This window comes from Alteromonas algae (genome assembly GCF_049117195.1).
Classification (GTDB): Bacteria; Pseudomonadota; Gammaproteobacteria; order Enterobacterales; family Alteromonadaceae; genus Alteromonas.
This window is the reverse complement of record NZ_CP185260.1, coordinates 3233498-3256659: the sequence shown is the minus strand read 5'-3', so window position 1 is coordinate 3256659 and position 23162 is coordinate 3233498. Positions and strand designations below refer to the sequence as shown.

At 43.3% G+C, this 23162-nt stretch carries 22 protein-coding genes; 14 read left to right on the top strand and 8 right to left on the bottom strand.

The window, feature by feature from the left end:
• Nucleotides 1-22 precede the first annotated feature (22 nt).
• From ACOJRU_RS14490 to ACOJRU_RS14480, 3 genes are read right to left on the bottom strand one after another with little or no spacing between them, the layout of a single operon-like run.
• Entirely contained in the window at nucleotides 23-1321 is a 1299-nt protein-coding gene (locus ACOJRU_RS14490) for a mechanosensitive ion channel family protein (protein WP_421132445.1), read from the bottom strand.
• 2 nt (nucleotides 1322-1323) lie between these two features.
• A complete protein-coding gene (locus ACOJRU_RS14485) occupies nucleotides 1324-2217 on the bottom strand; it encodes an acyltransferase (RefSeq protein ID WP_421132444.1) in 894 nt (297 codons plus the stop codon).
• Nucleotides 2214-3128 (bottom strand): acyltransferase, encoded by a 915-nt coding sequence (locus tag ACOJRU_RS14480; RefSeq protein ID WP_421132443.1) that lies wholly within the window; start codon nucleotides 3126-3128, stop codon nucleotides 2214-2216. The genes ACOJRU_RS14485 and ACOJRU_RS14480 overlap by 4 nt, the downstream gene beginning before the upstream one ends.
• A gap of 106 nt (nucleotides 3129-3234) precedes the next feature.
• Here ACOJRU_RS14480 and fghA point away from each other — a divergent pair, with 106 nt between their 5' ends.
• The 11 genes from fghA to ACOJRU_RS14425 all read left to right on the top strand — a co-directional run bounded on the left by fghA (nucleotide 3235) and on the right by ACOJRU_RS14425 (nucleotide 13925).
• A complete protein-coding gene (gene fghA / locus ACOJRU_RS14475; RefSeq protein WP_421132442.1) occupies nucleotides 3235-4077 on the top strand; it encodes an S-formylglutathione hydrolase in 843 nt (280 codons plus the stop codon).
• A 265-nt stretch (nucleotides 4078-4342) separates the two neighbouring features.
• Entirely contained in the window at nucleotides 4343-5332 is a 990-nt protein-coding gene (gene dusA, locus ACOJRU_RS14470) for a tRNA dihydrouridine(20/20a) synthase DusA (protein ID WP_421134779.1), read from the top strand.
• A 199-nt stretch (nucleotides 5333-5531) separates the two neighbouring features.
• Nucleotides 5532-5813, top strand: coding sequence for a hypothetical protein (locus ACOJRU_RS14465; protein ID WP_421132441.1), 282 nt, complete (start codon nucleotides 5532-5534; stop codon nucleotides 5811-5813).
• A 454-nt stretch (nucleotides 5814-6267) separates the two neighbouring features.
• Nucleotides 6268-6939, top strand: coding sequence for a phage shock protein PspA (gene pspA, locus ACOJRU_RS14460; protein WP_421132440.1), 672 nt, complete (start codon nucleotides 6268-6270; stop codon nucleotides 6937-6939).
• Between the two features lie 75 nt (nucleotides 6940-7014).
• Entirely contained in the window at nucleotides 7015-7215 is a 201-nt protein-coding gene (locus tag ACOJRU_RS14455) for a PspC domain-containing protein (RefSeq protein WP_421132439.1), read from the top strand.
• Entirely contained in the window at nucleotides 7215-7553 is a 339-nt protein-coding gene (locus ACOJRU_RS14450; protein ID WP_421132438.1) for a hypothetical protein, read from the top strand. The genes ACOJRU_RS14455 and ACOJRU_RS14450 overlap by 1 nt, the downstream gene beginning before the upstream one ends.
• A gap of 160 nt (nucleotides 7554-7713) precedes the next feature.
• A complete protein-coding gene (locus ACOJRU_RS14445; protein ID WP_421132437.1) occupies nucleotides 7714-8706 on the top strand; it encodes a DUF2333 family protein in 993 nt (330 codons plus the stop codon).
• A gap of 3 nt (nucleotides 8707-8709) precedes the next feature.
• Entirely contained in the window at nucleotides 8710-9465 is a 756-nt protein-coding gene (locus ACOJRU_RS14440) for a TIGR04219 family outer membrane beta-barrel protein (RefSeq protein WP_421132436.1), read from the top strand.
• A 176-nt stretch (nucleotides 9466-9641) separates the two neighbouring features.
• A complete protein-coding gene (locus tag ACOJRU_RS14435; protein ID WP_421132435.1) occupies nucleotides 9642-11468 on the top strand; it encodes an assimilatory sulfite reductase (NADPH) flavoprotein subunit in 1827 nt (608 codons plus the stop codon).
• Complete coding sequence (gene cysI / locus ACOJRU_RS14430) at nucleotides 11468-13186, top strand: assimilatory sulfite reductase (NADPH) hemoprotein subunit (RefSeq protein ID WP_421132434.1); 1719 nt, start codon at nucleotides 11468-11470, stop codon at nucleotides 13184-13186. The genes ACOJRU_RS14435 and cysI overlap by 1 nt, the downstream gene beginning before the upstream one ends.
• Nucleotides 13179-13925 (top strand): phosphoadenylyl-sulfate reductase, encoded by a 747-nt coding sequence (locus tag ACOJRU_RS14425; RefSeq protein ID WP_421132433.1) that lies wholly within the window; start codon nucleotides 13179-13181, stop codon nucleotides 13923-13925. The genes cysI and ACOJRU_RS14425 overlap by 8 nt, the downstream gene beginning before the upstream one ends.
• Nucleotides 13926-13943: 18 nt before the next feature.
• Here ACOJRU_RS14425 and ACOJRU_RS14420 read toward each other — a convergent pair whose 3' ends face one another.
• Nucleotides 13944-14846 (bottom strand): TIGR03899 family protein, encoded by a 903-nt coding sequence (locus ACOJRU_RS14420; protein WP_421132432.1) that lies wholly within the window; start codon nucleotides 14844-14846, stop codon nucleotides 13944-13946.
• 141 nt (nucleotides 14847-14987) lie between these two features.
• Here ACOJRU_RS14420 and ACOJRU_RS14415 point away from each other — a divergent pair, with 141 nt between their 5' ends.
• Nucleotides 14988-17219 carry an EAL domain-containing protein gene (locus ACOJRU_RS14415; RefSeq protein WP_421132431.1) on the top strand — a complete coding sequence of 744 codons (2232 nt, stop codon included), beginning with the start codon at nucleotides 14988-14990 and terminating at the stop codon, nucleotides 17217-17219.
• A gap of 5 nt (nucleotides 17220-17224) precedes the next feature.
• Here the strand turns inward: ACOJRU_RS14415 and ACOJRU_RS14410 are convergent, their stop codons facing one another.
• Complete coding sequence (locus ACOJRU_RS14410; protein ID WP_421132430.1) at nucleotides 17225-17797, bottom strand: uracil-DNA glycosylase family protein; 573 nt, start codon at nucleotides 17795-17797, stop codon at nucleotides 17225-17227.
• Between the two features lie 125 nt (nucleotides 17798-17922).
• On the opposite strand from ACOJRU_RS14410, the gene ACOJRU_RS14405 reads away from it, so the two are divergent.
• The gene (locus tag ACOJRU_RS14405; protein ID WP_421132429.1) at nucleotides 17923-18228 is read left to right on the top strand and encodes a pyridine nucleotide transhydrogenase; all 306 of its coding nucleotides are present in this window, start codon (nucleotides 17923-17925) and stop codon (nucleotides 18226-18228) included.
• A gap of 44 nt (nucleotides 18229-18272) precedes the next feature.
• Here the strand turns inward: ACOJRU_RS14405 and sthA are convergent, their stop codons facing one another.
• Nucleotides 18273-19700 (bottom strand): Si-specific NAD(P)(+) transhydrogenase, encoded by a 1428-nt coding sequence (sthA, locus tag ACOJRU_RS14400; protein WP_421132428.1) that lies wholly within the window; start codon nucleotides 19698-19700, stop codon nucleotides 18273-18275.
• A 161-nt stretch (nucleotides 19701-19861) separates the two neighbouring features.
• Nucleotides 19862-20989, bottom strand: a complete 1128-nt coding sequence (locus ACOJRU_RS14395) for an acyl-CoA desaturase (protein ID WP_421132427.1) — start codon at nucleotides 20987-20989, stop codon at nucleotides 19862-19864.
• A 301-nt stretch (nucleotides 20990-21290) separates the two neighbouring features.
• Here ACOJRU_RS14395 and fabR point away from each other — a divergent pair, with 301 nt between their 5' ends.
• The gene (gene fabR, locus ACOJRU_RS14390; protein WP_421132426.1) at nucleotides 21291-21890 is read left to right on the top strand and encodes an HTH-type transcriptional repressor FabR; all 600 of its coding nucleotides are present in this window, start codon (nucleotides 21291-21293) and stop codon (nucleotides 21888-21890) included.
• Nucleotides 21891-21896: 6 nt separating this feature from the next.
• On the opposite strand, the gene trmA is transcribed toward fabR, so the two are convergent.
• The gene (trmA, locus tag ACOJRU_RS14385; protein WP_421132425.1) at nucleotides 21897-22991 is read right to left on the bottom strand and encodes a tRNA (uridine(54)-C5)-methyltransferase TrmA; all 1095 of its coding nucleotides are present in this window, start codon (nucleotides 22989-22991) and stop codon (nucleotides 21897-21899) included.
• Nucleotides 22992-23162 lie beyond the last annotated feature (171 nt).

Sequence of the window (23162 nt, the reverse complement as noted above, 5' to 3'; positions counted from 1 at the left end):
TACCTAAAATACGCGTTCACCGCTAGTCTATTTCGTTGGCTGCTGCATTAGCCGACGTGGAATACTGTTGTGATAGTAGGGCTATGTGCCCATCCCGTTGGTAAGCGTTTAAATCAAATAGCGATAGCATTGCCATTACGTGGTCAAATATATCTGCCTGTACTTTCTCGTATACTACCCATTCTTTGTGTGCGCTGAAGCAATATAATTCAAGCGGCAGGCCTAACTCATTAGGAGGAAGCTGCCTGACCATAAGCGTTAGGTCTTGATTGATATCAGGGTGTTTACGAAGATAAGCTTCAAGGTAAGCGCGGAAAGTACCGATATTCGTAAGCCGTCTACTGTTTAGCAAGTCTGATTCATCGATTGCGCTATCTTGATGATAAGCTCGCAAGTCGTGCTTTTTCTTCTCAATATAGTCTTTGATGTAACGAATGTTAGAAAACCGGTCGAGCATCTCATTATCACATAACTTAATACTATGAATATCAATATAAACGGCGCGTTTTATTCTTCGGCCACCAGATTCTTGCATACCGCGCCAGTTCTTAACGGCTTCAGTGGTTAAACTATATGTTGGCAGCGTAGAAATAGTCTTGTCCCAGTTTTGTACTTTTACGTTAGTAAGCCCAATTTCTTGAATCTCACCATCAACTTCATATTTAGGCATGCTTATCCAATCACCGGTATTAAACATACGGTTTGCTGCAATTTGAATTCCGGCGACAAAGCCCAATATGGTATCGCGGAAGATAAGCAACAGTACGGCGGCAATTGCGGTCAACCCGGATACAAGCAAAAGAGGGCTTCTATCAACAATAAGCGAAATACTGAATAAAATAGTAAGAATGGCAAACGCAAGTTTCGCGACTTGAATAAAGCCTGTAATTGGCGCGCGTCTTGAGAACGCCGACGCGTTGTAAACGTCTTCTATGGTACTGAGTAAAGCAAAAATCCCAAGCAACCCACTGTATAGCATATAAAGCTGTGAGCCTTTAATCAGCATGCCTTGCAGTAAAGATTCTTCATGGATAAGAACCGGTGTTATCAGGAAGATAAACAGTGCAGGGAACAAATGCATCAAGCGGCGAAAGAAGCCATGGGCCTGCAGGGCATTGTCCCATCGGTTGTTTGTACGTGTAACCCACGTTGCAATTTGAGGCCTAACGACAAGTCTAGCGAAGAAGTAGATAACGATAGAGATAACAACTATCGAACTTATCGCTAGTGCATTATAAAACGCGCTATCCGCTTCGATGGTTGGAAAGAAGTGAGTAACAATATTAATGAAGGTATCGCGTAACGACGAGCTCATTTCCATTTTTATGACTCCAATAACTTTTTGATGCGCGCATCTTTTTCTTTCCACAGGCCATTTAGCCAGTTCTGAAAATAAACGCGAAACTCGGCTTCGCTTTTATGGCTATCTTGTTGAAGCTCTGGAATAGGCGTAACGCTCACATCTATGATGATTTTTGTCATCTTTCCGCTTAGCATTTCCATCATAGGATGCTTCTTGTTTTCGGGGTACAACAACGAGATGTCTAATACATTGGTAAATAAGTCACCCATGGCGGCCAATGTAAATGATACGCCCCCCGCTTTAGGCGGTAGCAAATTCGTGTATGGGCTTTGCTTAGCGATATGCTTTTCTTGTGTAAAGCGAGTCCCTTCCACAAAGTTAATTACCGTGGTGGGGACCGTTTTAAATTTTTCACAATATTTTTTGGTGGTTTCTAAATCTTTACCCTTTTTGTGTGGGTATTTTTCTACGTATTTTTTTGTGAAACGATGCATAAAAGGCATGTCTAACGCCCATGCGCCCAAGCCTACAAACGGTAACCATATAAGTTCTTTTTTCAAAAAGAATTTTGGGGCGGGTATGCGGTAGGTGGCAAACTCAATTAACAAAACGATATCTAAATAACTCAAGTGATTTGCAATGATTAAGTACCAGCGATCTTTTGCAAGTTCACCATGAACGGCACATTCAATATCCACGTTATTAAATAGACGAATGAGTATTACGCTTATACGCCCAAAACTGAACATTAGCGCATGCATCACTTTATTCCACCATGCTCTTACTCTGCCATTTGGCATAATAAGCTTTACCAAGCCAAATAGAATAATTAATCCGCCCCAAAGCGCTAGGTTAGCGATTTGAAGCGAGGTATGAATAACAAAAATAAAAGGCGCGAGTACTGCACGAGTCATAGTGATTTCTTTGTTGCGTTAAATGAGGTTAATAATTCATCTTTTTTATGCCAACGGTCGTTCAGCCAGCGCTGAAAACGCGCACGTACTTCAGGATCATCAAAGTAATCGTCGCTGTAATAACCATTATCCATAATCTCTTTTATGGGCGTGACATCAATATGAACGCGAATGTCTTTTACCTTACCACTGACAAAGTCCCAAAATGTAGGAATGCCATGAGGATATTGGATAGTCACATCAATCAGTTTATGAAGCTGAGAGCCCATTGCCGATAATACAAATGCAACACCGCCTGCTTTTGGTTTCAATAAATGCGTAAACGGAGAGTTTTGTTTGCTATGTTTGTTGTTGGTGAAACGTGTGCCTTCTACAAAATTCATTATGCTTACAGGCTTAAAACGAAAACGCTCACACGCTTTGCGTGTAGTTTCCATATCTTTGCCCTTTAGGTGCGGATGCTTTGCAAGAAAAGACTTTGAGTAACGCCGCATAAACGGGAAATCGAGTGCCCACCACGTCAGGCCTAAAATAGGCACATAAATAAGTTCTTTCTTCAGGAAAAACTTTAAGAACGGAATTTGTCGGTTAAATACCCGTTGCAGCACAAGAATATCAACCCACGATTGATGATTCGCAATCACCAAATACCAGTCTTCACGGGTTAACTTTTCCAACCCCGTAACATGCCAAGTAGTGCCACTGCTGATGCGTTGATTCAGGTTATTCACTGTTATCCATGCCGTCGCGCAAGCATCAAGAAGGTATGAGATAAAACGGCGCCATAGGGCAAGGGGGATCAGTTTAAAAACAGACAGCACGATAATGGGCGTTGCCCATAAAACGGTATTAACAAAATAAAAAATAACCGATATTGTGCCAATCAAATGATGGAAAAGCCGTTTAATCATTGTACTTACCTCAAAAATTAGGCGCTTAGTGTAAACGAACTTGATCTAAAATCCGATAGGTCGTTTACTGATTCACATTGAAACAGTAATTTTACAAGGAGCTGCAATGGAACTTGTTAGCGAAAACAGAGTATTCGGCGGTAGACATTTACGATATACACACCAGTCTGAAGCAACAAAATGTGCAATGACATTTGCGGTATTTCTTCCTCCCTTTGCGTCAAAAGACAAGCCTGTTCCGGTTTTATATTGGCTGTCTGGACTTACCTGTAACGACCAAAACTTTATGCAAAAAGCGGGGGCTATGAAACTCGCTGCAGAATTAGGCTTGGCCATTGTGGCGCCTGATACGAGTCCTCGGGGCGAAGGCGTTCCCGATGACAAAGACGGTGCCTACGATTTTGGTGTTGGAGCAGGGTTCTATGTTAATGCAACCCAGGCCCCCTGGGATGAACATTATCACATGTATGACTATATTACTGACGAATTACCTCGTGTGGTAGAGGCCAACTTACCGGTTACTCGCGAACGCGCTATCAGCGGTCATTCAATGGGCGGTCATGGTGCGCTAGTTATCGGGTTACGTAACCCTAATCATTATGTATCGGTATCAGCATTTAGCCCTATTAGTAACCCTATCGATTGTCCTTGGGGGCAAAAAGCGCTTGGGCAGTATTTAGGGGATGATAAGTCACAATGGGAGCACTACGACGCCTCGGCATTAATGGCAGACAAAACCCATGCTGTTCCTCTGTTAGTTGAGCAAGGAACCAGCGATGAATTTTTGCAAGACCAATTGAAGCCACAAGCGTTAGTTCATGCGGCTCAAAAATCTGGAACCCAGCTTACACTCAATATGCACGAAGGGTACGATCACAGTTACTTCTTTATTGCATCATTTATTGAAGAGCACATTGCGTTTCATGCCGGGCACTTAGGCTTAATCTAGTGAGTAAAAGTAGTGTAATTGGTTATCTTTAGCCTTAAAAGATGGCCAATTACGCCCATTCTGATTTCTTCGAACCCTTTCCTTCGTGATAGAATTAGCAAAAATCTGACGACACCACTCCGGTATTATTCTGCTTTGCACAAATATACGGGTGTCGTTTTTTGCGGCCGACAACCTTTATAGAGACAGTTTTGTGAGTGAACGTATTAAACCTTTCAATGAAACCAACAACCTAGCGATGAATAGACGCTTCTCGGTGGCACCTATGCTGGATTGGACCGACCGTCATTGTCGTTATTTCTTACGTTTACTTTCAAAACATACGCTTCTGTACACAGAAATGGTAACAACGGGCGCAATCATCTTCGGCAAGGGGGATTACCTTGGTTACAACGATGAAGAGCATCCCGTTGCGGTTCAGTTAGGGGGAAGCAACCCTGACGACATGGCAAAGTGTGCCGCGTTATCACAGGCACGAGGTTACGACGAGGTAAATATCAATGTAGGGTGCCCGTCTGATCGTGTGAAAAACGGCAGCTTTGGTGCGTGTTTAATGGCACAGCCTCAAATGGTTGCTGACTGCGTTAAAGCCATGCAGGCCGAGGTCGACATACCGGTTACGGTGAAATGCCGTATTGGTATTGACGACATGGACGAGTACGAAGATTTCGCGCGCTTTATTGATATTGTTGCCAATGCTGGCTGCGATACTTTTATTGTCCACGCGAGAAAAGCATGGCTTCAGGGGTTGAGTCCGAAAGAAAATCGCGAGATCCCGCCGCTTAACTACCCACGTGTGCATGCGTTGAAAGAAGCGCACCCAGAACTGTCTATTAGTATTAACGGCGGTGTAAAAACGATAGAAGATACGCTAACGCAGCTCAACCATGTGGATGGTGTCATGATGGGAAGAGAAGTGTATTCCAACCCTTACATTCTGACGGGTGTCGATAGCAAGGTGTTCGGTGACGACAGTGCGCCAGTTCTATCCCGTCGTGAAGTGGTTATTGCTATGCAGCGCTACATCGAGAAGCAGGACGACCCCTATTTTAAGCCGTGGCATGTCGCTAGGCATATTCTTGGTCTATATCAAGGGCAGGCTGGTGGCCGAGTATGGCGACGTTATTTAAGTCAGCACGGCACTGGAAAGTCGCCAGATCCTAATTTATTGATGAACGGTCTAGACGCTGTCGAAAGTGCTCAAAAAGAAGTGGCGGCATTCAATGAACAAAAGCGCACACAAGAGAGTGGTTAAAAAAACCAACTCGGTGGCGAGTTAGACTAAAGGTTAGTTTTCACCCAAATGTAAACTTGATAAAGAAAAAATAGATATCTTCATTGAATCTTTTATTTTCAATGGGTTAACGGTTTTTTCTCTCTTGGCATAGCTTTCGCAATACCTTATTCATGCAATGGCAGCGGGCTGTTGCAGTGACTAAGCATTGAGAAAAACTATGAAAACTTCACTATTAGCAGCAACTATTTTATCAGCATCTTTATTTAGCGGCGCAGCAAGCGCACAAGAATCAGTTTTAGAGTCGTTACTAACACGTATGGTGTCAACTGCCATTACCGTAACGTCGAACGAGGTACAGGCAAATGTTTATGAATCAGTCGTAAATACCGCCTATCACTTCGACCTTGAAGGTGAAAGCACAGCGGGTAGTGTAAGTGTTACGGATATCGTTTCCGCAGACACCGAGAATGCGAAACAACAAGATAAAGACGCAGAGTAGTCACTGCAATTTACAGCTTGCGTCTATGCTAGACCACCTACAATATAAAACGATTAGGCACCATTAGGTGCCTTTTTTATTTCTAACAAATGGACTTCCTAAAGCGCGCTACACACTCTGCTGTGCCATCTTGTTATCTATTCATATGTCACGTTATCTGCGCTTATCCATCAAACCTGTTTCGATTTCATCATGTAATCACCGATAGCTTCGCTGACACCATTTTGCAGTGGTCAATTTGATTAAAGCAGGTGGTGAAAATCACCACTTAGTGAAATCAATCGTCCACAGAATAGAGGCTAAATAATGCGATTAAATATAAATCTGTTTAATTTCAATGTCTTGCAACTTTGGCACGTGAGTTGTAATAGTAAAGGAGAAATTAAATATGCTGCCAAGCAATATCAATAACGTCGCATGGTAGTACTGAATTTACGAGTTAAGGAGAAAGGCCATGGGTATGTTTTCACGCATCAACGATATCGTTCAAGCAAACTTAAACGCGATGTTAGATAAAGCGGAAGATCCTGAAAAAATTATTCGGTTAATCATCCAAGAGATGGAAGAGACGCTAGTCGAGGTGCGTACCGATGCAGCGCGTTATATTGCACAACAAAAAACGTTAGCACGCAAAACGGCAAGCGCTCAGAAAGAAATCGACGGATGGCAGCACAAAGCCCAGCTAGCTATGAACAATGACAAAGAGTCACTTGCAAAAGCGGCGCTGGTTGAAAAGCAAAAGTACGCTGCATCGTTAGCGTCGCTAGAAGAGCAGGCGAATCATTTAGAAGAGAGCATCAATAAGATTCAAATTGACACTGCGCGTCTTAATACAAAACTGCAGGAAGCTAAAGCGAAACAGAAAACGTTAGTGACAAGAAAGGCATCAGCACATACGCGTTTAAAGGTGAAAGCCGCCGAACATAGCAACAAAATTGATGATGCCATGATGCGTTTTGAGCAATACGAGCAAAAAATCGATAGTTTAGAGGCGCAAGCAGATGCGTTCGATTTAACTGCAACGTCAGACTCAGCAAGTTCGCTTCAAGCAGAGTTCGACGCGATGGAAGCCGACGAATCAATCGAAAAAGAACTTGAGACGCTTAGAAAGCAAAAAGTTGCCTAAGCGCCCCGCGCACGCTAATTAAGTGTGCGCAGACAACACCTATAACACTGTATGTTAATGCAAGAGGAAATCATTATGAAAATGTCATCACAAAAAAGAATTTACAGAGATTTGGATTCGGCGGTCGTGTCGGGTGTATGTGCAGGGCTTGCTAAATACTTTGATGTCGATGCTGTATGGGTGCGCGTTGCAGCTGTCGCCGGGTTAATCTTCGCACCTGTCGTTGTGCTTGCCGCCTATGTTGCCGCAGTCGTGCTACTGCCAAGGCTTTCATAATGAAAAACTTTTTAATAGCGTTAGTACTTGCCATTATTTTGGTGAATTGTTTAGGAAACGTGGTTGATGATTTCTTTGGTATCAACATTGTGATGTCAGATGAACTACTTAGCCCATGGGAGAATGTTGCCGTGTTATCAATTATAGGTGTTGTGTTGGCAGTGGTTGGGTTTGTGGTTGCGGTAAGCGTAATAGGTACCTTGTTTATCGGTGTTGGCGTCGCGCTGCTCGCCCTGTTTGTTGCTGGAGTAGGTGCGTTTTGGCCGATAATTGTGGTTGGCCTTGTGGTGTATGCGTTATCGCGCAAAAAGCAACGAAGCAACATGGTTTATCAGTAAAACGCATATGCATTGTAAATTTAAATTGTATTTTATAGCCTGTAGTTAATGATATATTCCATGTTGGTATTCAGGTTTGATTATTTTTAATAGTAACAGCGTACTTATACAAAGCCGGCTCCGACCGGCTTTATGCCATTTATAAGGAAGGGAGCGCAGAATGAAACAGTTTATGAACGCGAAAGGGATAAGCATTGCCGCCGCAATTCTATTTTTGATTTTTTGGTTGATTGGTTGGTATTGGAGTTTAGACCCAGATACGTTTGATGTAAGAGCACAAGTAAAAGCGCAAACCACTATTCAAAACCCAACGTCTGTTGCAGGGCTTACGCTTACCTCTTCCATGATTGAAGTGTCAGAAACCCTACTCAATAAGCCGGGTGGCTACCTTTCTAATGACGTTATACCACCAAGCCTATTGCTAGATAATATGCCAGCGTGGGAATTTGGTGTTGTTGAGATGATTCGCGATCTGGCGCTATCTATGCGAAAAGATTTCAGTCGCTCTCAATCCCAATCGCTTGAAAATACCTATCTTACCAAAGCACATCCTAAATTTAATATGGACCACAGAAGCTGGATGTTTCCATCGTCTGAGTCTAGCTATAGCGACGGTATTGCGTTGCTTAAGCAGTACAGAGATGAATTGGCTAATGCCGAGCGCTCAGACAGTCAATTTTACACCCGTGCTGACAATTTACGTGAATGGCTTAAGCAAGTAGAAAAGCGTTTAGGAAGTTACTCACAGCGCCTTAGCGCCAGTGTAGGCTCTGCGCGACTAAACACCGATTTAGCAGGCGATAACAACGCGAGACGTTCTTCACCTGTTGCTCAGCAGCGCGTGGTAAAAACAAGCTGGTGGAAACTTGATGACAACTTCTATGAAGCTCGTGGCGCTACATGGGCATTGTTACACTTTTTAAAAGCGGTAGAAATTGAGTTTGCAGATGTATTGGAAGATAAAAACGCGACGGTAAGCTTACAACAAATTATTCGAGAGTTAGAGGCGACACAAGAGTCTGTCTTTAGCCCAATGATATTAAACGGAAGTGGCTTTGGTATGCTTGCTAATCACTCGTTAGTCATGGCGAACTATATTTCTCGTGCAAATGCCGCTTTAATAGAACTTTCAGAACTTCTTAATCAAGGATAACGCATGAAAAAGGGTTTAATTGCAGTGGGTTTGGGCTGTGCTTTGATGTCTATGTCGGCGCAGTCAGACACGATTGCGGGTGTTTATGCTGGTGTTCAAGCTTGGCAAACCGATACAACAGGAGGTTTTGCCGATAGTTCAAGTACGGCAAACTTCAATTTTGACGATGAAACGAATACATCGTTTTATGTGGCAGTAGAGCATCCGTTGCCGTTTATTCCTAATATCAAAGTGGCTCGTACAACGTTAGATAACAGTGGCACAACGGCGCTTGATACCAGTTTTACGTTCGATGGCGAACTGTATACTGCAAACAGTAACGTTGATACCACTATAGATTTAACGGCCACCGATTTCATTTTGTATTATGAACTGTTTGATAACGACCTAATTAGCTTTGACTTAGGGGTGAATGCAAAGTACATCGATGGTTCGCTTTCTGTCGTTGATGCTGCGAGTAATACGCAGGGAACCGGTGAGTTTTCGGGGGTTGTGCCAATGGCGTACTCGCGTTTACAGCTAGGCCTTCCTTTTACTGGCCTGGCTGCTTACGCAGAGGGTAGCTATTTGTCGTTTGACGATCATGAGTTAAGTGATTATCAAGTAGCCGTGGCTTACTCCTTTATTGAAAGTTTAGCGGTAGATATGACATTGCAAGTGGGTTACAGAAAAGTAACCGTAGATATTGAGGATCTTGACGACGTTTATGCTGACATGGAGTTTGATGGTGTATTCGCAGGTCTAGAAGTCCACTTTTAAAGGCGTAGCGCCGCATATTGAGTAACAAAATAAAACACGCACTGGCCTACCCAGTGCGTGTTTTTTATATCAAGTACCCTTTTAATTACTTTCAGTAATAAAAAAGCTTCATTTAATCTTTTCTCTTCTACAAAAAAGCCGTTAGCCTTGTCGCATTGAATAAAGGCTAAAGAATTATGTCACAAGAATCGAATTCAAATTCAGCACTTGGTGCTGTGCTCAATGAGCAGCAATATAATGCAATTACGCAGGCAATCGCAGGCCTAAATCGTGACCAACTTACGTGGGTAAGTGGTTTTACTGCAGGGCTTGCAGCAGCGCAAGGTGCAGGTGTTGCGCCGGTGGCGCAAGGTCAAAGCACAGCAGCGCCGGCCGCGAATGCACCTACGCTTACTATCTTGTATGGCTCTCAAACAGGCAACGCTAAAGGTTTAGCTCAGCAGTGTCAGGCCAAGGTTGAAGAGGCAGGGTATAGCAGTAAGCTAGTTAGCATGGCAGATTACAAGCCGCGCCAAGTAAAAAATGAAACGCATATTGCGCTGTTTGTCAGTACGCATGGTGAAGGCGATGCACCTGACGATGCAATTGAATTACACGAATTCTTGGGCGGTAAAAAAGCGCCTAAGTTGCCAAATACTAAGTATGCAGTAGTCGGCTTGGGTGACAGTAGCTATGAGTTTTTCTGTCAAACGGGTAAAGATTTCGATGAACGACTGAATAAACTTGGCGCAACACCCGTTATCGAACGGTTAGACTGTGACGTTGATTATGAAGCAGAGGCGCAAGCGTGGGTTGACCGCCTAATCGCATCATTAAAAGATGACTTTGATGCGACTGCGAGCGCCGTAGCGATACAAACAGGGGCAGCAGTGCAAGGTGCTCCGACACAAACTTACACCAAGAAAGCCCCGTTTGTTGCTAGTCTTATTGATTCTCAGAAAATCACAGGTCGTGATTCAGTTAAAGACATTCGCCACATTGAAATAAGCCTTGAAGAGTCAGGGATTGCTTACAAACCTGGTGACGCGTTGGGCGTATGGTTTAAAAACGCGCCGTCGTTGGTACATGCATTTTTGTCTGAGCTTGGCTTAGAAGGCGCAGCAGAGGTTACGGTTGGCGATGCAACGCTATCGCTTGAAGAAGCGTTAACAAGCAAACTAGAGCTTACCTTAAGTTATCCCAACTTTATTAAAGCTTACCAAGCAGCAACGTCTTCTGAATCGCTTGCAGCATTGATGGAAGACAAGGCGCAGTTAAGAACTTATATGGCCGAGCGCCAGTTGATAGATATTGTTCGCGATCATCCGGGTAAGCTATCAGCCCAGCAGTTAGTTGACGCGTGCAGACCATTAACGCCGCGCCTTTATTCAATTGCGTCTAGTCAGGCAGAAGTTGAAGAGGAAGTACACCTTACTGTTGCTCATATCGATTACGATGCATTTGGTCACCGCCATCAAGGTGGCGCGTCAGGTTTCTTATGCGAGTACTTACAAGAAAACGGCGAAGTAGAAGTCTTCGTTGAGAACAATGATAATTTCCGTCTGCCAGATGATCCTAACACGCCTGTAATTATGGTGGGGCCTGGAACAGGTATTGCTCCGTTCCGAGCTTTCATGCAAGAGCGAGATGCGCAAGACGCTGAAGGGAAAAACTGGTTGTTCTTTGGTAACCCCAATTTTACACAGGATTTCTTGTACCAAGTTGAATGGCAAGGCTATGTGAAGGACGGTTTGCTCGACAAAATTACATTGGCATTTTCTCGCGACCAAGAAGAAAAGGTTTATGTACAGCACCGCCTCTTAGAAAACGGTAAAGAAGTGTATGCATGGCTAGAGCAAGGCGCGCACTTCTATGTGTGCGGCGATGCCACTTACATGGCAAAAGATGTTGAAAATGCATTAATCAGTATAGTGCAAGAACATGGTCAAAAGTCTGAAGCAGACGCTAAGGCTTACATTGTAGCATTACGCAAAGCGAAGCGTTATCAGAAGGATGTTTATTAATGAGTAATGAAAAATCTCCCTTTACAGTAGAAGGTAAACTTGCTGATAACGAACGCTTGAAGCGCGAGAGTAATAATCTTCGTGGCACTATTGAAGCCGATTTAAAAGATGACTTAACCGGTGGCTTTACCGCCGATAACTTCCAGTTAATTCGTTTTCACGGTATGTATCAGCAAGATGACCGCGATATACGCGCCGAGCGAGCAAAGCAAAAGCTAGAGCCGTTACATAACGTAATGCTTCGCGCGCGTCTGCCGGGTGGGGTTATTACGCCTGACCAATGGCTAGCAATAGACAAATTTGCAGACGATCACACGTCTTATGGCAGTATTCGTTTAACAACACGTCAAACCTTTCAGTTTCACGGTGTACTGAAGCCTAAGATTAAATCAATGCATCAGATGCTTAATAAAGCTGGCATCGACTCTATTGCTACAGCGGGTGACGTAAATCGAAACGTGTTGTGTACGTCTAATCCGGTCGAATCTCAATTGCACGCCGATGCATTTGAGTGGGCAAAGAAAATCAGTGAGCATTTGCTGCCTAAAACGCGTGCGTACGCAGAAATTTGGTTAGACGGTGAAAGAGTGGAAACCACTGAGAAGCCGGTTGAGCCTATTTTAGGTGATAATTATTTGCCGCGTAAGTTTAAAACTACGGTTGTTATTCCACCGCAAAACGACGTTGACGTACACGCTAACGACCTTAACTTTGTCGCTATTGCACAAGACGGAGAGCTAATCGGGTTCAATGTATTGGTCGGTGGTGGTCTTGCCATGACCCATGGCGATAAAAGCACGTACCCTCGTAAAGCAAGCGACTTTGGTTTTATCCCATTAGAAAATACGCTAGACGTTGCTGCAGCAGTAGTATCTACGCAGCGTGACTGGGGAAATCGTGTCAACAGAAAAAATGCGAAAACAAAATACACACTAGAGCGTGTAGGTGTAGATAACTTTAAAGCAGAAGTTGAGAAGCGAGCGGGTATCTCTTTTGCAGATAGTAAACCTTACGAGTTCACTGAGCGTGGCGACCGATTTGGTTGGGTTGAAGGTATCGACGGTAAGTATCATTTAACGCTATTTATCGAAAACGGCCGTATTCTGGACTACCCAGGAAAGACGCTGAAAACAGGGTGCGCCGAGCTTGCAAAAGTACACAAAGGCGATTTCCGTTTAACAGCTAACCAAAATTTAATCGTTGCAGGCGTGCCGCCAGAAGAGAAAGAACATATCGAAGCGTTAGCTCGTGAACACGGCCTAATCGCGCCTCAAATTTCGAACCAGCGCCTTGATTCAATGGCATGTGTATCATTACCTACATGTCCGCTTGCCATGGCAGAAGCAGAACGCTATTTGCCTGACGCAGTTACTGAAATTGAAGGCTTGCTTGGTAAGCATGGTTTAGCTGACGACAGCATCATTTTTAGAGTTACTGGTTGTCCGAACGGCTGTGGTCGCTCAATGCTTTCGGAAGTCGGTTTAGTGGGTAAAGGGCCAGGTAAGTATAACTTACATATCGGTGGCAACCGAGAAGGCACGCGTATTCCTAAGATGTACTTGGAGAATATTAGCGAAGAAGAAATTATGACCGAGCTTGATACCTTAATAGGTAGATGGTCAAAAGAGCGTGAACAAAATGAAGCATTTGGTGATTTTGTGATACGTGCAAATATTGTTAAGCCAGTAATTGATTCGGCTCGAGACTTTTATGAGTAATCTAACGCTCTCCCATCGTCAGCCTCTTTCATTAGATATCAGCAAGGACGTACTTGCTGATATAAATGAAGAGCTTGAAGGTATGTCTGCACCTGAGCGGGTAAAGTGGGCATTAGAAAACTTGCCCACGACCCATATCGTGTCATCCAGCTTTGGTGCACAATCTGCTGTGATGCTACATATGCTTACTCAGGCGAAAGCGGACATACCAGTAGTACTGACCGATACGGGTTATCTCTTCCCTGAAACCTATACGTTTATCGACGAGTTGGTGGAAAGGTTGACGCTAAATCTTCACGTATACACTGCACCCTTGTCGTCAGCGTGGCAAGAAGCGCGCTTTGGTAGACTGTGGGAAAAAGGTGTTGATGGCATTGAGCAGTACAACAAGATGAATAAAGTAGAGCCTATGCAACGTGCGTTAAAAGCACTTGATGTAGGTACGTGGTTTGCGGGATTGCGACGCAGTCAATCTGACACACGAGGAAAATTGCCTGTACTTCAAAAGGTAGGTGGTCAATTTAAGCTATATCCAATCATTGATTGGAGTAATAAAGATCTACATTACTATTTGAAAGAACACGATTTGCCATATCACCCTCTTTGGGAACAAGGCTATGTTTCTATCGGAGATTGGCATACAACTCAGTCACTCCAAGAAGGCATGAGCGAACAAGATACACGATTCTTTGGGCTAAAACGCGAGTGCGGCCTTCATGAATTTGGCGATGGGATTTAATTGTGCGTTGTTATGATGCTAACTAACAACAAATGCTTCACCTAATACTTGGTGAAGCATTGTTAGGTAATGTGCATTATCGCTTCGCCCTACCAACTTGGCCAGTTCACTTCCTGACGCCGTGAATTTATAGTAAATCAATGCCACGCCAGTGGTTCTGCTCGAAAGCACAAATTGCTCGCTTCCACACCGCCATTTTGTTTGTTGCCCCTCGGTATACTCTCCACTTTCAATTTCGCTGGCATAAATAAGCTTCATATCTTGCAAAGCCAGTAAATCAGGAAAAGACAAACCAAAGTGTGAAAGACTAAGCTGTTCTGGTGAACGACGTTTGAATAATGTGAACAACCCTTTTCTTCGGTGAAAGCCCACTAAGATACGCGGTACGCTGTCTCGGTGGCTTCTACTGGCAATGCTCACTGCGCGCGAAAATATTTTTGCATCGCGGTGGGTAATGGACTTTAAAATTTGCAGGCTTCTAAGCGAAAAGCTACCAGGCTTACTGACTTCAACAGCAAATATCTTACCCCACAGCTCCTGCATGGCGGGGCTATGAATTTCTTCTGCCATCGAACTAAAGGCAAAAAACCAATCCGGGTCGACGGTATCTTTTTCTGACTCGGCTATTGCAACATTTAATGCTATATTTAATATTGATTGTAAATTGCTTGCTTTTTGTGCTTCTAAGATCTGTTTTCTGCGTGCCAAAACCTGTTGTTGACGCTTTGGATCGGGAGATGACATAGAAGGCGATATGCCAACACGAGAAAACCAAGAAAGTATTTTTTGTTGTAAATGTACGGTTGATGAGGCTTTCTGAGCGGCAGTGTTTGGGGTTTCTTCGCTTTCCTTTTTAGGCACCTGATTTTCATTTTTTGGTTTTGATACAGTGTTTGTCGAAATATCAGATGTGATCTTCATATAGACTTAATACAAATAGATTGCTAAAAAGGTAAGACAGTAGCCCACTATTGCATCATGGCAAAGTTTTATCAATGTTGACTGATGGGTTTTAATGCCTCTCAATAATGAAGGTAATAGGCAGTGAGGATTTAAGAAGTTATGTCGGCAACGGATTACGAGAATGACGAACTCATCTTTTTAGAAGACGATGGCGTTGTAGAAGTTGATACTACATTTCAAAAACAGTGGAATGTGCTTATCGTTGATGATGATGAAGAAATTCACACCGTTACACGCCTTGCATTATCAGACCTTACTGTTTCCGATAGAAGCCTGAACTTTCTTCATGCCTATTCGGCCAAAGACGCGAAAGCCATTCTATGTGAAATGAAACAGGATATCGCGATTATCCTACTTGATGTGGTAATGGAAACCGACGATGCCGGTTTCGAGGTGGTAAAATACATTCGCGAAGAGCTACAGCTTCCGGAGCCTCGCATAATCCTCAGAACCGGCCAGCCCGGTTATGCTCCAGAAGAGGAAGTGATAAAGCTCTACGATATTAATGACTACAAAACCAAAACCGAATTAACACGCGCAAAATTAATGACGACGATGATTGCATCGCTTCGCTCTTACCAACAAATAATGACAATCAGTCAAAATAGGAAAGGGCTAGAGAAAATCATCGCGTCTTCTGCAAATCTGTTCGAAGAACACTCTGTAAAAGGGTTCTGTGAGGGTGTGGTAACGCAAATAAGCTCACTTATAGGGTTAGACGCTGAAGGCTTACTGTGTGCAAAAGCGGGAGCGGTGCTCGACAGAGACGACGATGGTATTTATGTTCTCGGTGCTGCAGGTGAGTATGCAGAACTTATTAATGAACCAATCGATAAAATACAGAATCTCGATATCGTTGATCATGTTGGCCGGTGTCTGCGTTTTAAAAAGCATGTGTTTGAACCCGATTGCACGGTGCTGTATATCAATCACGCCGGCTTTGAAGCCGCAGTATATATTCACATGGCCAAGCAAATAGGCGATGTAGATAAGAATTTACTCGAGGTTTTTCTATCCAGTATCTCGGTGGGTTATGAGAACGTTAATTTGTTCCATGAACTTCGGAATGCGGCGTTTAGAGACTGGTTGACGCGTTTACCCAACAGAAATGAGTTCATTAATATGTTGGATAAACCGCATATTTTTTCATGTGAAAACTGTTCGGTTGCACTTATTGATGTTAATCACTTTTCAGATATCAACGATGGTCTAGGACAAGAGGTCGGTAACGATCTTCTGCGCGCCATTGGTCAACGCTTTTTAGACGGTTTCGATGACAAGGTTAAAAAAGGCCGTATTGGCGCCGACGTATTTGGATTAATCGGGCCGTCTGATATCGTAAACCCTGAAAGTATTGATGCTATTTTTCAGTCTTCATTTAAAGTTAGCGAACACACGCTACCCGTCAGCGTCACGATGGGGTTATGTCGGTTAGACAACAAACGCAACATTGGTATCGAGCTGTTAAAACGTACGAATATTGCCCTCAATCGTGCCAAGAAAAACCTCATTGGTAATTTTGAGTATTACGCAAAAGATATCGAAGACCAAACAACATGGCGCCTCGACATGATACGTCGCTTACGTAGTGACTTCATTGAACGTAAACTGGAACTGTGGTTTCAACCGCAGGTTGATTTACTTAGTGAAAAAGTCGTAGGCATGGAGGGCCTTCTACGCTGGCCTGATGGCAATGGTGGCTATACGTCGCCGGCTATTTTTGTGCCGTTAGCGGAATACTCAGGGTTAATTGTCGATATAGGCCAGTGGGTGCTTGAGGAGTCTTGCCGTCGATTACAAGAATTGAAAGCTGCGGGATACGGCTCGCTACGAGTCGCGATAAATATCTCTATTCCTCAATTCCGAGATAAGCTTTTTGTGAGTAAAGTTAAAGAGGCGCTGGAGGCGTCGCAGTGTGAGCCTAGTTTATTAGAATTAGAGATTACAGAAAGCGTGGTAATGGATGAGCCACAAATTGTGATAGACGCACTACGCTCACTAAAAGAATACGGCGTGGCTATCGCTATTGATGACTTTGGTACTGGCTTTTCATCGATGAGTTATTTACAGCAGCTACCCTTAGACCGATTGAAAGTTGATAGATCGTTTGTAAAGGACATTGAGCCTGGGAAAAGTGCAGTATTGGCTGAAACAATAGTAACGTTAGGCAATAAATTAGGCCTACTTACCATTGCAGAGGGTGTTGAAAAACGCGAACAGGCCAGCTACATGATTAAGTTAGGCTGTGATGAGGCTCAAGGGTACTTGTTTGCTAAACCTATGCCGTTTGATGAGCTTATGACTTTTTTGTCACATACCGATATAAAATAAAGCCGTTAGCGTAGAATGATGTCCTTAACTCTATTTTGTATTTCGGGTAAGTAGTTCGCTTCAAACCATGGGTGTTTTGCCATCCACCGGTTGTTTCTACCCGACGGGTGGGGCAACACAATATGCTTATCAGTAGGCGAACATCCTTTGATCGCATCTGTTAACGTATTAAATTGAGGTAAATGGTATTGCTGCGCATACCTACCCACAATAATACGCATGTTAGGTTTGATGGTGTCAATGATTAGCGAGTGCCACTTAGGCGCGCATTCCTTACGTGGCGGGGCATCAGCATTGTTTTTATAGCCTGGGAAACAAAACCCCATTGGCATGATAGAAACATATTTAGGGTTATAAAATACTGATTCTTCTAAGCCTAGCCATTTTCTAAGCCGATCGCCGCTTTTGTCATAAAAAGGTTTGTTGTGTTGGTGGGCTTCTCGTCCTGGTGCTTGTCCGATAATAAGCAAAGAGGGCGCCATCCCAATGTTTATAATGGGTTGAGGCGGGTTCGGCAATGTACTTTCGCATAACGTACACCGCTTAATGTCTTCGTTCAATACATCTATTTTATCCATAAAAACGCCTCAAATGTGACAGTTTGTCATATTACTGTCATAAAACTATGATCAAGATTGACTGTTTAATGTATATACAGTATAGTTACTCATACAGTGACGCACTGTAATACAGGAGACAAGACATGCGTAAAGTAGTTTTAGGTTTAGCATTATCACTTTCATTTGGTATTGCGCATGCGGAATCTGGTGAAAACCAACTTTTCGATTGTATGGATGCAAAGACGTTCGAAATGAATAACCAATGTATGGCTGATAACATCAGCAACAACATTCGTTTCCGTGATGCACAAACAAAGCTGATCGACGTTGCAAGCGAAAGTCGTGGAGATTACGCGATTGCTACAATGACATTCGATCAAGAAGAGATGCATATTGAAATTGTAGCGCACAAAGAAGCGCTAAACGCACTAGCTGCGAACCGAAATTAATATAAATAAAAAAACCGGCTTATAAGCCGGTTTTTTTATGCCTGCTAGAAAATCCTATTTAATCCATTGATCGCCGCTACCCGATACGCTTCCGCCATTGTTGGGTAGTTAAATGTGGTGTTGACGAAATATTCTATCGTATTGCCTTCACCTTTTTGCTGCATAATTGCTTGTCCAATGTGTACAATTTCCGAAGCCCTTTCGCCAAAGCAGTGAATGCCGAGTATTTCTTTTGTCTCTCTATGAAACAAAATTTTAAGGCTCCCTACTTGTGTTGACGCAATTTGTGCTCTCGCTAAATGCTTAAACTGCGCGCGGCCTACTTCGTAAGGTACTTTTGCAGCCGTTAACTCTTGCTCTGTTTTTCCCACTGAACTTATTTCAGGAATGGTGTAGATACCTGTTGGAATATCGGCTACTAACGCAGAATGTTTGACTTTTCCAAGCATCGCTTCTGCCGCAAAACGGCCCTGATTATATGCTGCCGATGCTAAGCTTGGGTAACCAATTACATCACCCACAGCGAACACATTATCGACTTCAGTTTGATAGCTTTCATTTACTTTTAGCTGGCCGCGCTTGTCAGCCTGTAGGCCTATATTTTCAAGCGCTAGGGTATCGGTATTGCCTGTTCTTCCATTTGCAAAAAGCAAGCAGTCGGCTTTCATCCGCTTACCAGACTCTAAATTAAGCACCACGGCATCGTCAGTTGCTTCAACAGACTGGTATGTTTCATTGTGGCGTATTAATACACCGTTGTTCCATAGGTGGTAACTTAAGGCATCTGAAATTTCCGTATCAAGGAAAGAGAGAAGGCGGTCTCTCATGTTGACCAGGTCAACTTTAACGCCCATACCTCTGAATATACTGGCATATTCGCTTCCAATTACACCGGCACCATAGATGATGATAGATTTCGGATCATGGTCTAACGAAAGGATAGTGTCAGAGTTATAGACCCGCGGATGCGTAAAGTCGATATCAGTAGGGCAGTAAGGACGGGACCCTGTCGCGATAGCAATTTGTGCTGCCGTAACAATATCTTTAGATCCATCTTCACGGGTTATTTGTAAGGTATTCGCGTCGATAAAACTGGCTTCACCATGAAACAGGGTTACACGGTTTCTGTCATAGAATGATGAACGAAGACGGGTTTGACTTTTTACTACGCCGCTGGCGTGGTGCATGATTTCCGCAAATGTCAGGCTTCGGCTCAAATGGTTATCAGCAAACAGGGGAGAGCTGTTGTACTCTATAAGTCGACTCACTGAGTGACGAAGCGCTTTTGAAGGTATTGTGCCCCAATGCGTACATCCTCCGCCTACCGCTTCGTATCGCTCGACAACCGCAACACGTTTACCGGCCTTTGCCATTTGCATAGCGACGCCTTCTCCGCCAGGCCCTGTGCCAATAACTATCGCATCGTAATGATAAGACGGTGATGGTGCTTTTTGCTTTGCTTTCGTTGCCATTATTGCCCCTATAAACGTTGCCACATATACAACAGTTGTTTGTCCTAGTATGTACTAAGGTACTGTTTTTGTATTTCCAACTCTAGTCGTAAACGACAAATAAAACAAAGCCCGCCTTTACAAGTAAAGGCGGGCTTTGTTATTACAACCGAGTAACCGTGTTAGGCAAATTGCAGCGATAAACTTTGCAATTGCCCCCACTTTTCTTTTTGAACAGCAAAAGAATGTTTCAGTTCTTTATATTTGTACTTTAACTCTAAGCCTTCTAATGAGCGTTTAAGTGACTTATGTTTCACCCGCATCAGACGCTTTTTAGTTGCATAGTAGTCGGACATTTTCTGAATCAGCAAGTCGTATTCTTGCTGAATGGTGTGCATAACTTCATCCGCATTCGGCAATACCGAGGCTTTTTCGCTTGCCCGTTGCAACTGCATTGCAGCTAATGCCTTTTCAATACGCTCCTCAGGAACGCGTCGAAGATTTGTTGTAAGACCAACAAAGGATAAGCCTTTAATTAACCATTTTGTCGGATCAAATTGATACCACTTGATACCGTTTCGATAGTCGTATTCAAAAATATGGTGGTAGTTATGGTAACCCTCTCCGAATGTGAAGAACGCGAGTATGCCGTTATCTCTGGCAGTGTTCTTATCGGTATAAGGTTGGTTGCCCCAAAAATGCGCTAAGGAATTAATAAAGAACGTTACGTGATGAACCAGCACTAGTCTAAGAAAGCCAGCAACTAAAATCATGCCTAATATATCGCCGTTTAAAAACCCTAACAGCCCAGTAACACCAAAATTAGCCACTATCATAATTGGCAGGTAGTAGTTGTGCTGCCACATTACTACTTTGTCTTTCTGTAGGTCTTTACAGTTGCTGTAGTCGCTGTACCGCTTGGCTTGGTACTCGCGTAACATCCAGCCGATATGCGCAAACCACAGTCCACGCTTTGCAGAATAAGGGTCGTTGTCGTTATCGTCTACATGACGATGATGAATTCGATGATCAGAGGACCAATGTAGGATACTGTTCTGTAACGCCATTGCGCCACCGATAGCAAGTACTACACGTACCACAACGTTGGCATCATAGGTTTTATGAGACCATAGGCGGTGATAGCCCGCGGTGATGCTCATGCCTGTAAAATAAAATAGAACAATTGCGGTAGCGATTTCTACCCAATCTATTCCATTGTACGCGACCCAAAGTGGGGCGCCGATGAAGGCAATTGCGCCGGTGATAATAAACACCAGTACATTTGTCAGGATAATTGGAGGTTTTTTCATTTTATACCACTCAGCTTACAACTGTGCGCTAATTTAGCGTTTAATGGTCGTTCAGGCAAGTAAAACAAGGTTAAGTTCAGATTACATTTGCTATCACACAGTATAGAAAAAACATTGTAAATAATGAATTTTAAGCGGTTTTTTATATCCTAGTACTTGTTCTATAAAGTGTTTTAATGCTGTGGCGACGATGTCTTCGCGTTTTATAGCGTGAGAACGGCTCAATCAAGAAAAATATTTTCACTTCTAACTTTTACCTCACATGGGATAGACTAAGCAGAGATAAAGAGATGGAACCATTGTGACTCGCCAAGAACAGAAATTAAAAACGCGACAAAATATCATTCACGCCGCATTCTCCTTGCTGGATGAAAACCGCAGTTTGTCCGCTATCAGCTTACGAGAAGTAGCACGAGAGGCCGGTATTGCCCCTACGTCATTCTATCGTCATTTTAAAGACATCGATGAGTTAGGTCTCACGCTTGTCGATGAGGCCGGATTAGCCCTTCGTCAACTGATGCGTCAAGCTCGCCGTCGCATTGCCTCAGGGGGCGGCGTTATAAATACATCGGTAGACACGTTCATGGAGTTTATCGCCGCGAACAAAAATGTGTTTCGAGTGCTGCTGAGGGAACATACTGGTACATCATCTGCTTACCGCCTGGCTGTATTTAGAGAAATACAACATTTCGTTGATGAGTTAACCGATTACATAATAGAAAGACAAAACGCCGAATTTAAATCAGCACAACTGCAGGCCGATGCAATGGTAAGGCTTGTATTTAGTGCAGGTGCTGAAGCATTAGAAGCAGATACTGAACTACGTTTACAAATTGGTGAAAAGGTAAAAACCCAGCTGCGATTTGTACAGCTGGGCGCTTCGGTGCACAAAGAAAAGTAGATAACGCTATTTTTTACTTAGTAAAACGCCCGCTTCTATATGGTGGGTGAATGGAAATTGGTCGAATAACGCGCTATCAACAATATTATGAGTTGTACTTAGTACTGCTAAATTTTCCGCAAGCGTTTCTGGGTTACAAGAGATGTAAATGATGTTCTCGTAGGCCTGAATCATCTCAAGGGAATCCGCATCAAGCCCTGCACGCGGTGGATCAACTAATACAGTCTTAAAGTTGTAGTCATTTAACGCGATCCCTTCTAGGCGACTAAACGTCCGCGTGCCATGCATCGCTTCAGTAAACTCTTCAGCGGATAATCGCACTATTTTTAAGTTGTCTATCGCGTTAGCTTCAATATTGTATTGTGCTGCTTGCACCGATGGCTTTGCTATTTCCGTACCAATTACATGGTCGAAATGAAGTGCAAGGGGGACTGAAAAATTGCCGGCCCCGCAGTACATTTCGAGTAAGTCACCATCCAAATTTTTAACACAATCAAGCGTCCATTCAATCATATTGCAATTAACTTCAGCGTTAGGCTGAGTAAAGCTATTCTCAATATGTTTAAAAACAAGTTCTCTGCCGTTAATAGGTAAGCGTTCAATAATGAAATCATTTCCTATTATGCGTTTTTGCTTTCGTGCACGACCGATAATATTCACGGTACCAAACTCTTGTTCCAATAACTGCTGAAGTTCGTGTGCGTGAACTTCCCATTCATCGTTAAGCGCTTTGTGATACAACAAACTAATTACTAGCTCTTCAGACAGGCCGGACAGATAATCGATTTGAAACAGCTTATGGCGAAGCGTTGGGTTCGTCTTTACTAACGACAATAAACGTTCCATTGCACGGTTAATCGTTTTGCTGGCTGGTAAAAAAGTATCAACGCGATACTTTTCTTTTGTCTCTTGATTAAACATGATGTGGTAGAGATCATCACCCTCATGCCACACTCTAAATTCAGCTCGCATTCGGTAGTGGACCGGAGATGATGGAAATACAGTAGGGTGTGTTTCACCAAATTGAGAAAGTAACGTGGTTAATCGAGCCTCTTTTTCATCAAGTTGTGCTTGGTAGTCTTGTTGTGTCGGCACAGTCATAAAGCGCTCCAATTGGTAAAAACAGATAATCAATAAAATAGGGCTGTGGATTGTAGTGTGTTCTATTTTATCTGCAACGTGTATTCAAACAGTGAACTAAAAAAATATAGTACTAAAATTAAACAATACCGACATGATGCCGATAACAGGAATGAGGATAGTGAGGATCTT

Excerpts from the sequence above, each read along its gene's own strand:
- fghA (WP_421132442.1), top strand. The coding sequence starts at position 3,235 with ATGGAACTTGTTAGCGAAAACAGAGTATTCGGCGGTAGACATTTACGA.
- ACOJRU_RS14420 (WP_421132432.1), bottom strand. The coding sequence starts at position 14,846 with ATGAAGATCACATCTGATATTTCGACAAACACTGTATCAAAACCAAAA.
- cysI (WP_421132434.1), top strand. The coding sequence starts at position 11,468 with ATGAGTAATGAAAAATCTCCCTTTACAGTAGAAGGTAAACTTGCTGAT.
- ACOJRU_RS14395 (WP_421132427.1), bottom strand. The coding sequence starts at position 20,989 with ATGAAAAAACCTCCAATTATCCTGACAAATGTACTGGTGTTTATTATC.
- sthA (WP_421132428.1), bottom strand. The coding sequence starts at position 19,700 with ATGGCAACGAAAGCAAAGCAAAAAGCACCATCACCGTCTTATCATTAC.
- ACOJRU_RS14490 (WP_421132445.1), bottom strand. The coding sequence starts at position 1,321 with ATGGAAATGAGCTCGTCGTTACGCGATACCTTCATTAATATTGTTACT.
- ACOJRU_RS14440 (WP_421132436.1), top strand. The coding sequence starts at position 8,710 with ATGAAAAAGGGTTTAATTGCAGTGGGTTTGGGCTGTGCTTTGATGTCT.
- ACOJRU_RS14480 (WP_421132443.1), bottom strand. The coding sequence starts at position 3,128 with ATGATTAAACGGCTTTTCCATCATTTGATTGGCACAATATCGGTTATT.
- ACOJRU_RS14485 (WP_421132444.1), bottom strand. The coding sequence starts at position 2,217 with ATGACTCGTGCAGTACTCGCGCCTTTTATTTTTGTTATTCATACCTCG.
- ACOJRU_RS14445 (WP_421132437.1), top strand. The coding sequence starts at position 7,714 with ATGAAACAGTTTATGAACGCGAAAGGGATAAGCATTGCCGCCGCAATT.
- ACOJRU_RS14435 (WP_421132435.1), top strand. The coding sequence starts at position 9,642 with ATGTCACAAGAATCGAATTCAAATTCAGCACTTGGTGCTGTGCTCAAT.
- ACOJRU_RS14415 (WP_421132431.1), top strand. The coding sequence starts at position 14,988 with ATGTCGGCAACGGATTACGAGAATGACGAACTCATCTTTTTAGAAGAC.
- ACOJRU_RS14465 (WP_421132441.1), top strand. The coding sequence starts at position 5,532 with ATGAAAACTTCACTATTAGCAGCAACTATTTTATCAGCATCTTTATTT.
- ACOJRU_RS14425 (WP_421132433.1), top strand. The coding sequence starts at position 13,179 with ATGAGTAATCTAACGCTCTCCCATCGTCAGCCTCTTTCATTAGATATC.
- ACOJRU_RS14450 (WP_421132438.1), top strand. The coding sequence starts at position 7,215 with ATGAAAAACTTTTTAATAGCGTTAGTACTTGCCATTATTTTGGTGAAT.
- ACOJRU_RS14410 (WP_421132430.1), bottom strand. The coding sequence starts at position 17,797 with ATGGATAAAATAGATGTATTGAACGAAGACATTAAGCGGTGTACGTTA.
- dusA (WP_421134779.1), top strand. The coding sequence starts at position 4,343 with ATGCTGGATTGGACCGACCGTCATTGTCGTTATTTCTTACGTTTACTT.
- ACOJRU_RS14405 (WP_421132429.1), top strand. The coding sequence starts at position 17,923 with ATGCGTAAAGTAGTTTTAGGTTTAGCATTATCACTTTCATTTGGTATT.
- trmA (WP_421132425.1), bottom strand. The coding sequence starts at position 22,991 with ATGACTGTGCCGACACAACAAGACTACCAAGCACAACTTGATGAAAAA.
- pspA (WP_421132440.1), top strand. The coding sequence starts at position 6,268 with ATGGGTATGTTTTCACGCATCAACGATATCGTTCAAGCAAACTTAAAC.
- ACOJRU_RS14455 (WP_421132439.1), top strand. The coding sequence starts at position 7,015 with ATGAAAATGTCATCACAAAAAAGAATTTACAGAGATTTGGATTCGGCG.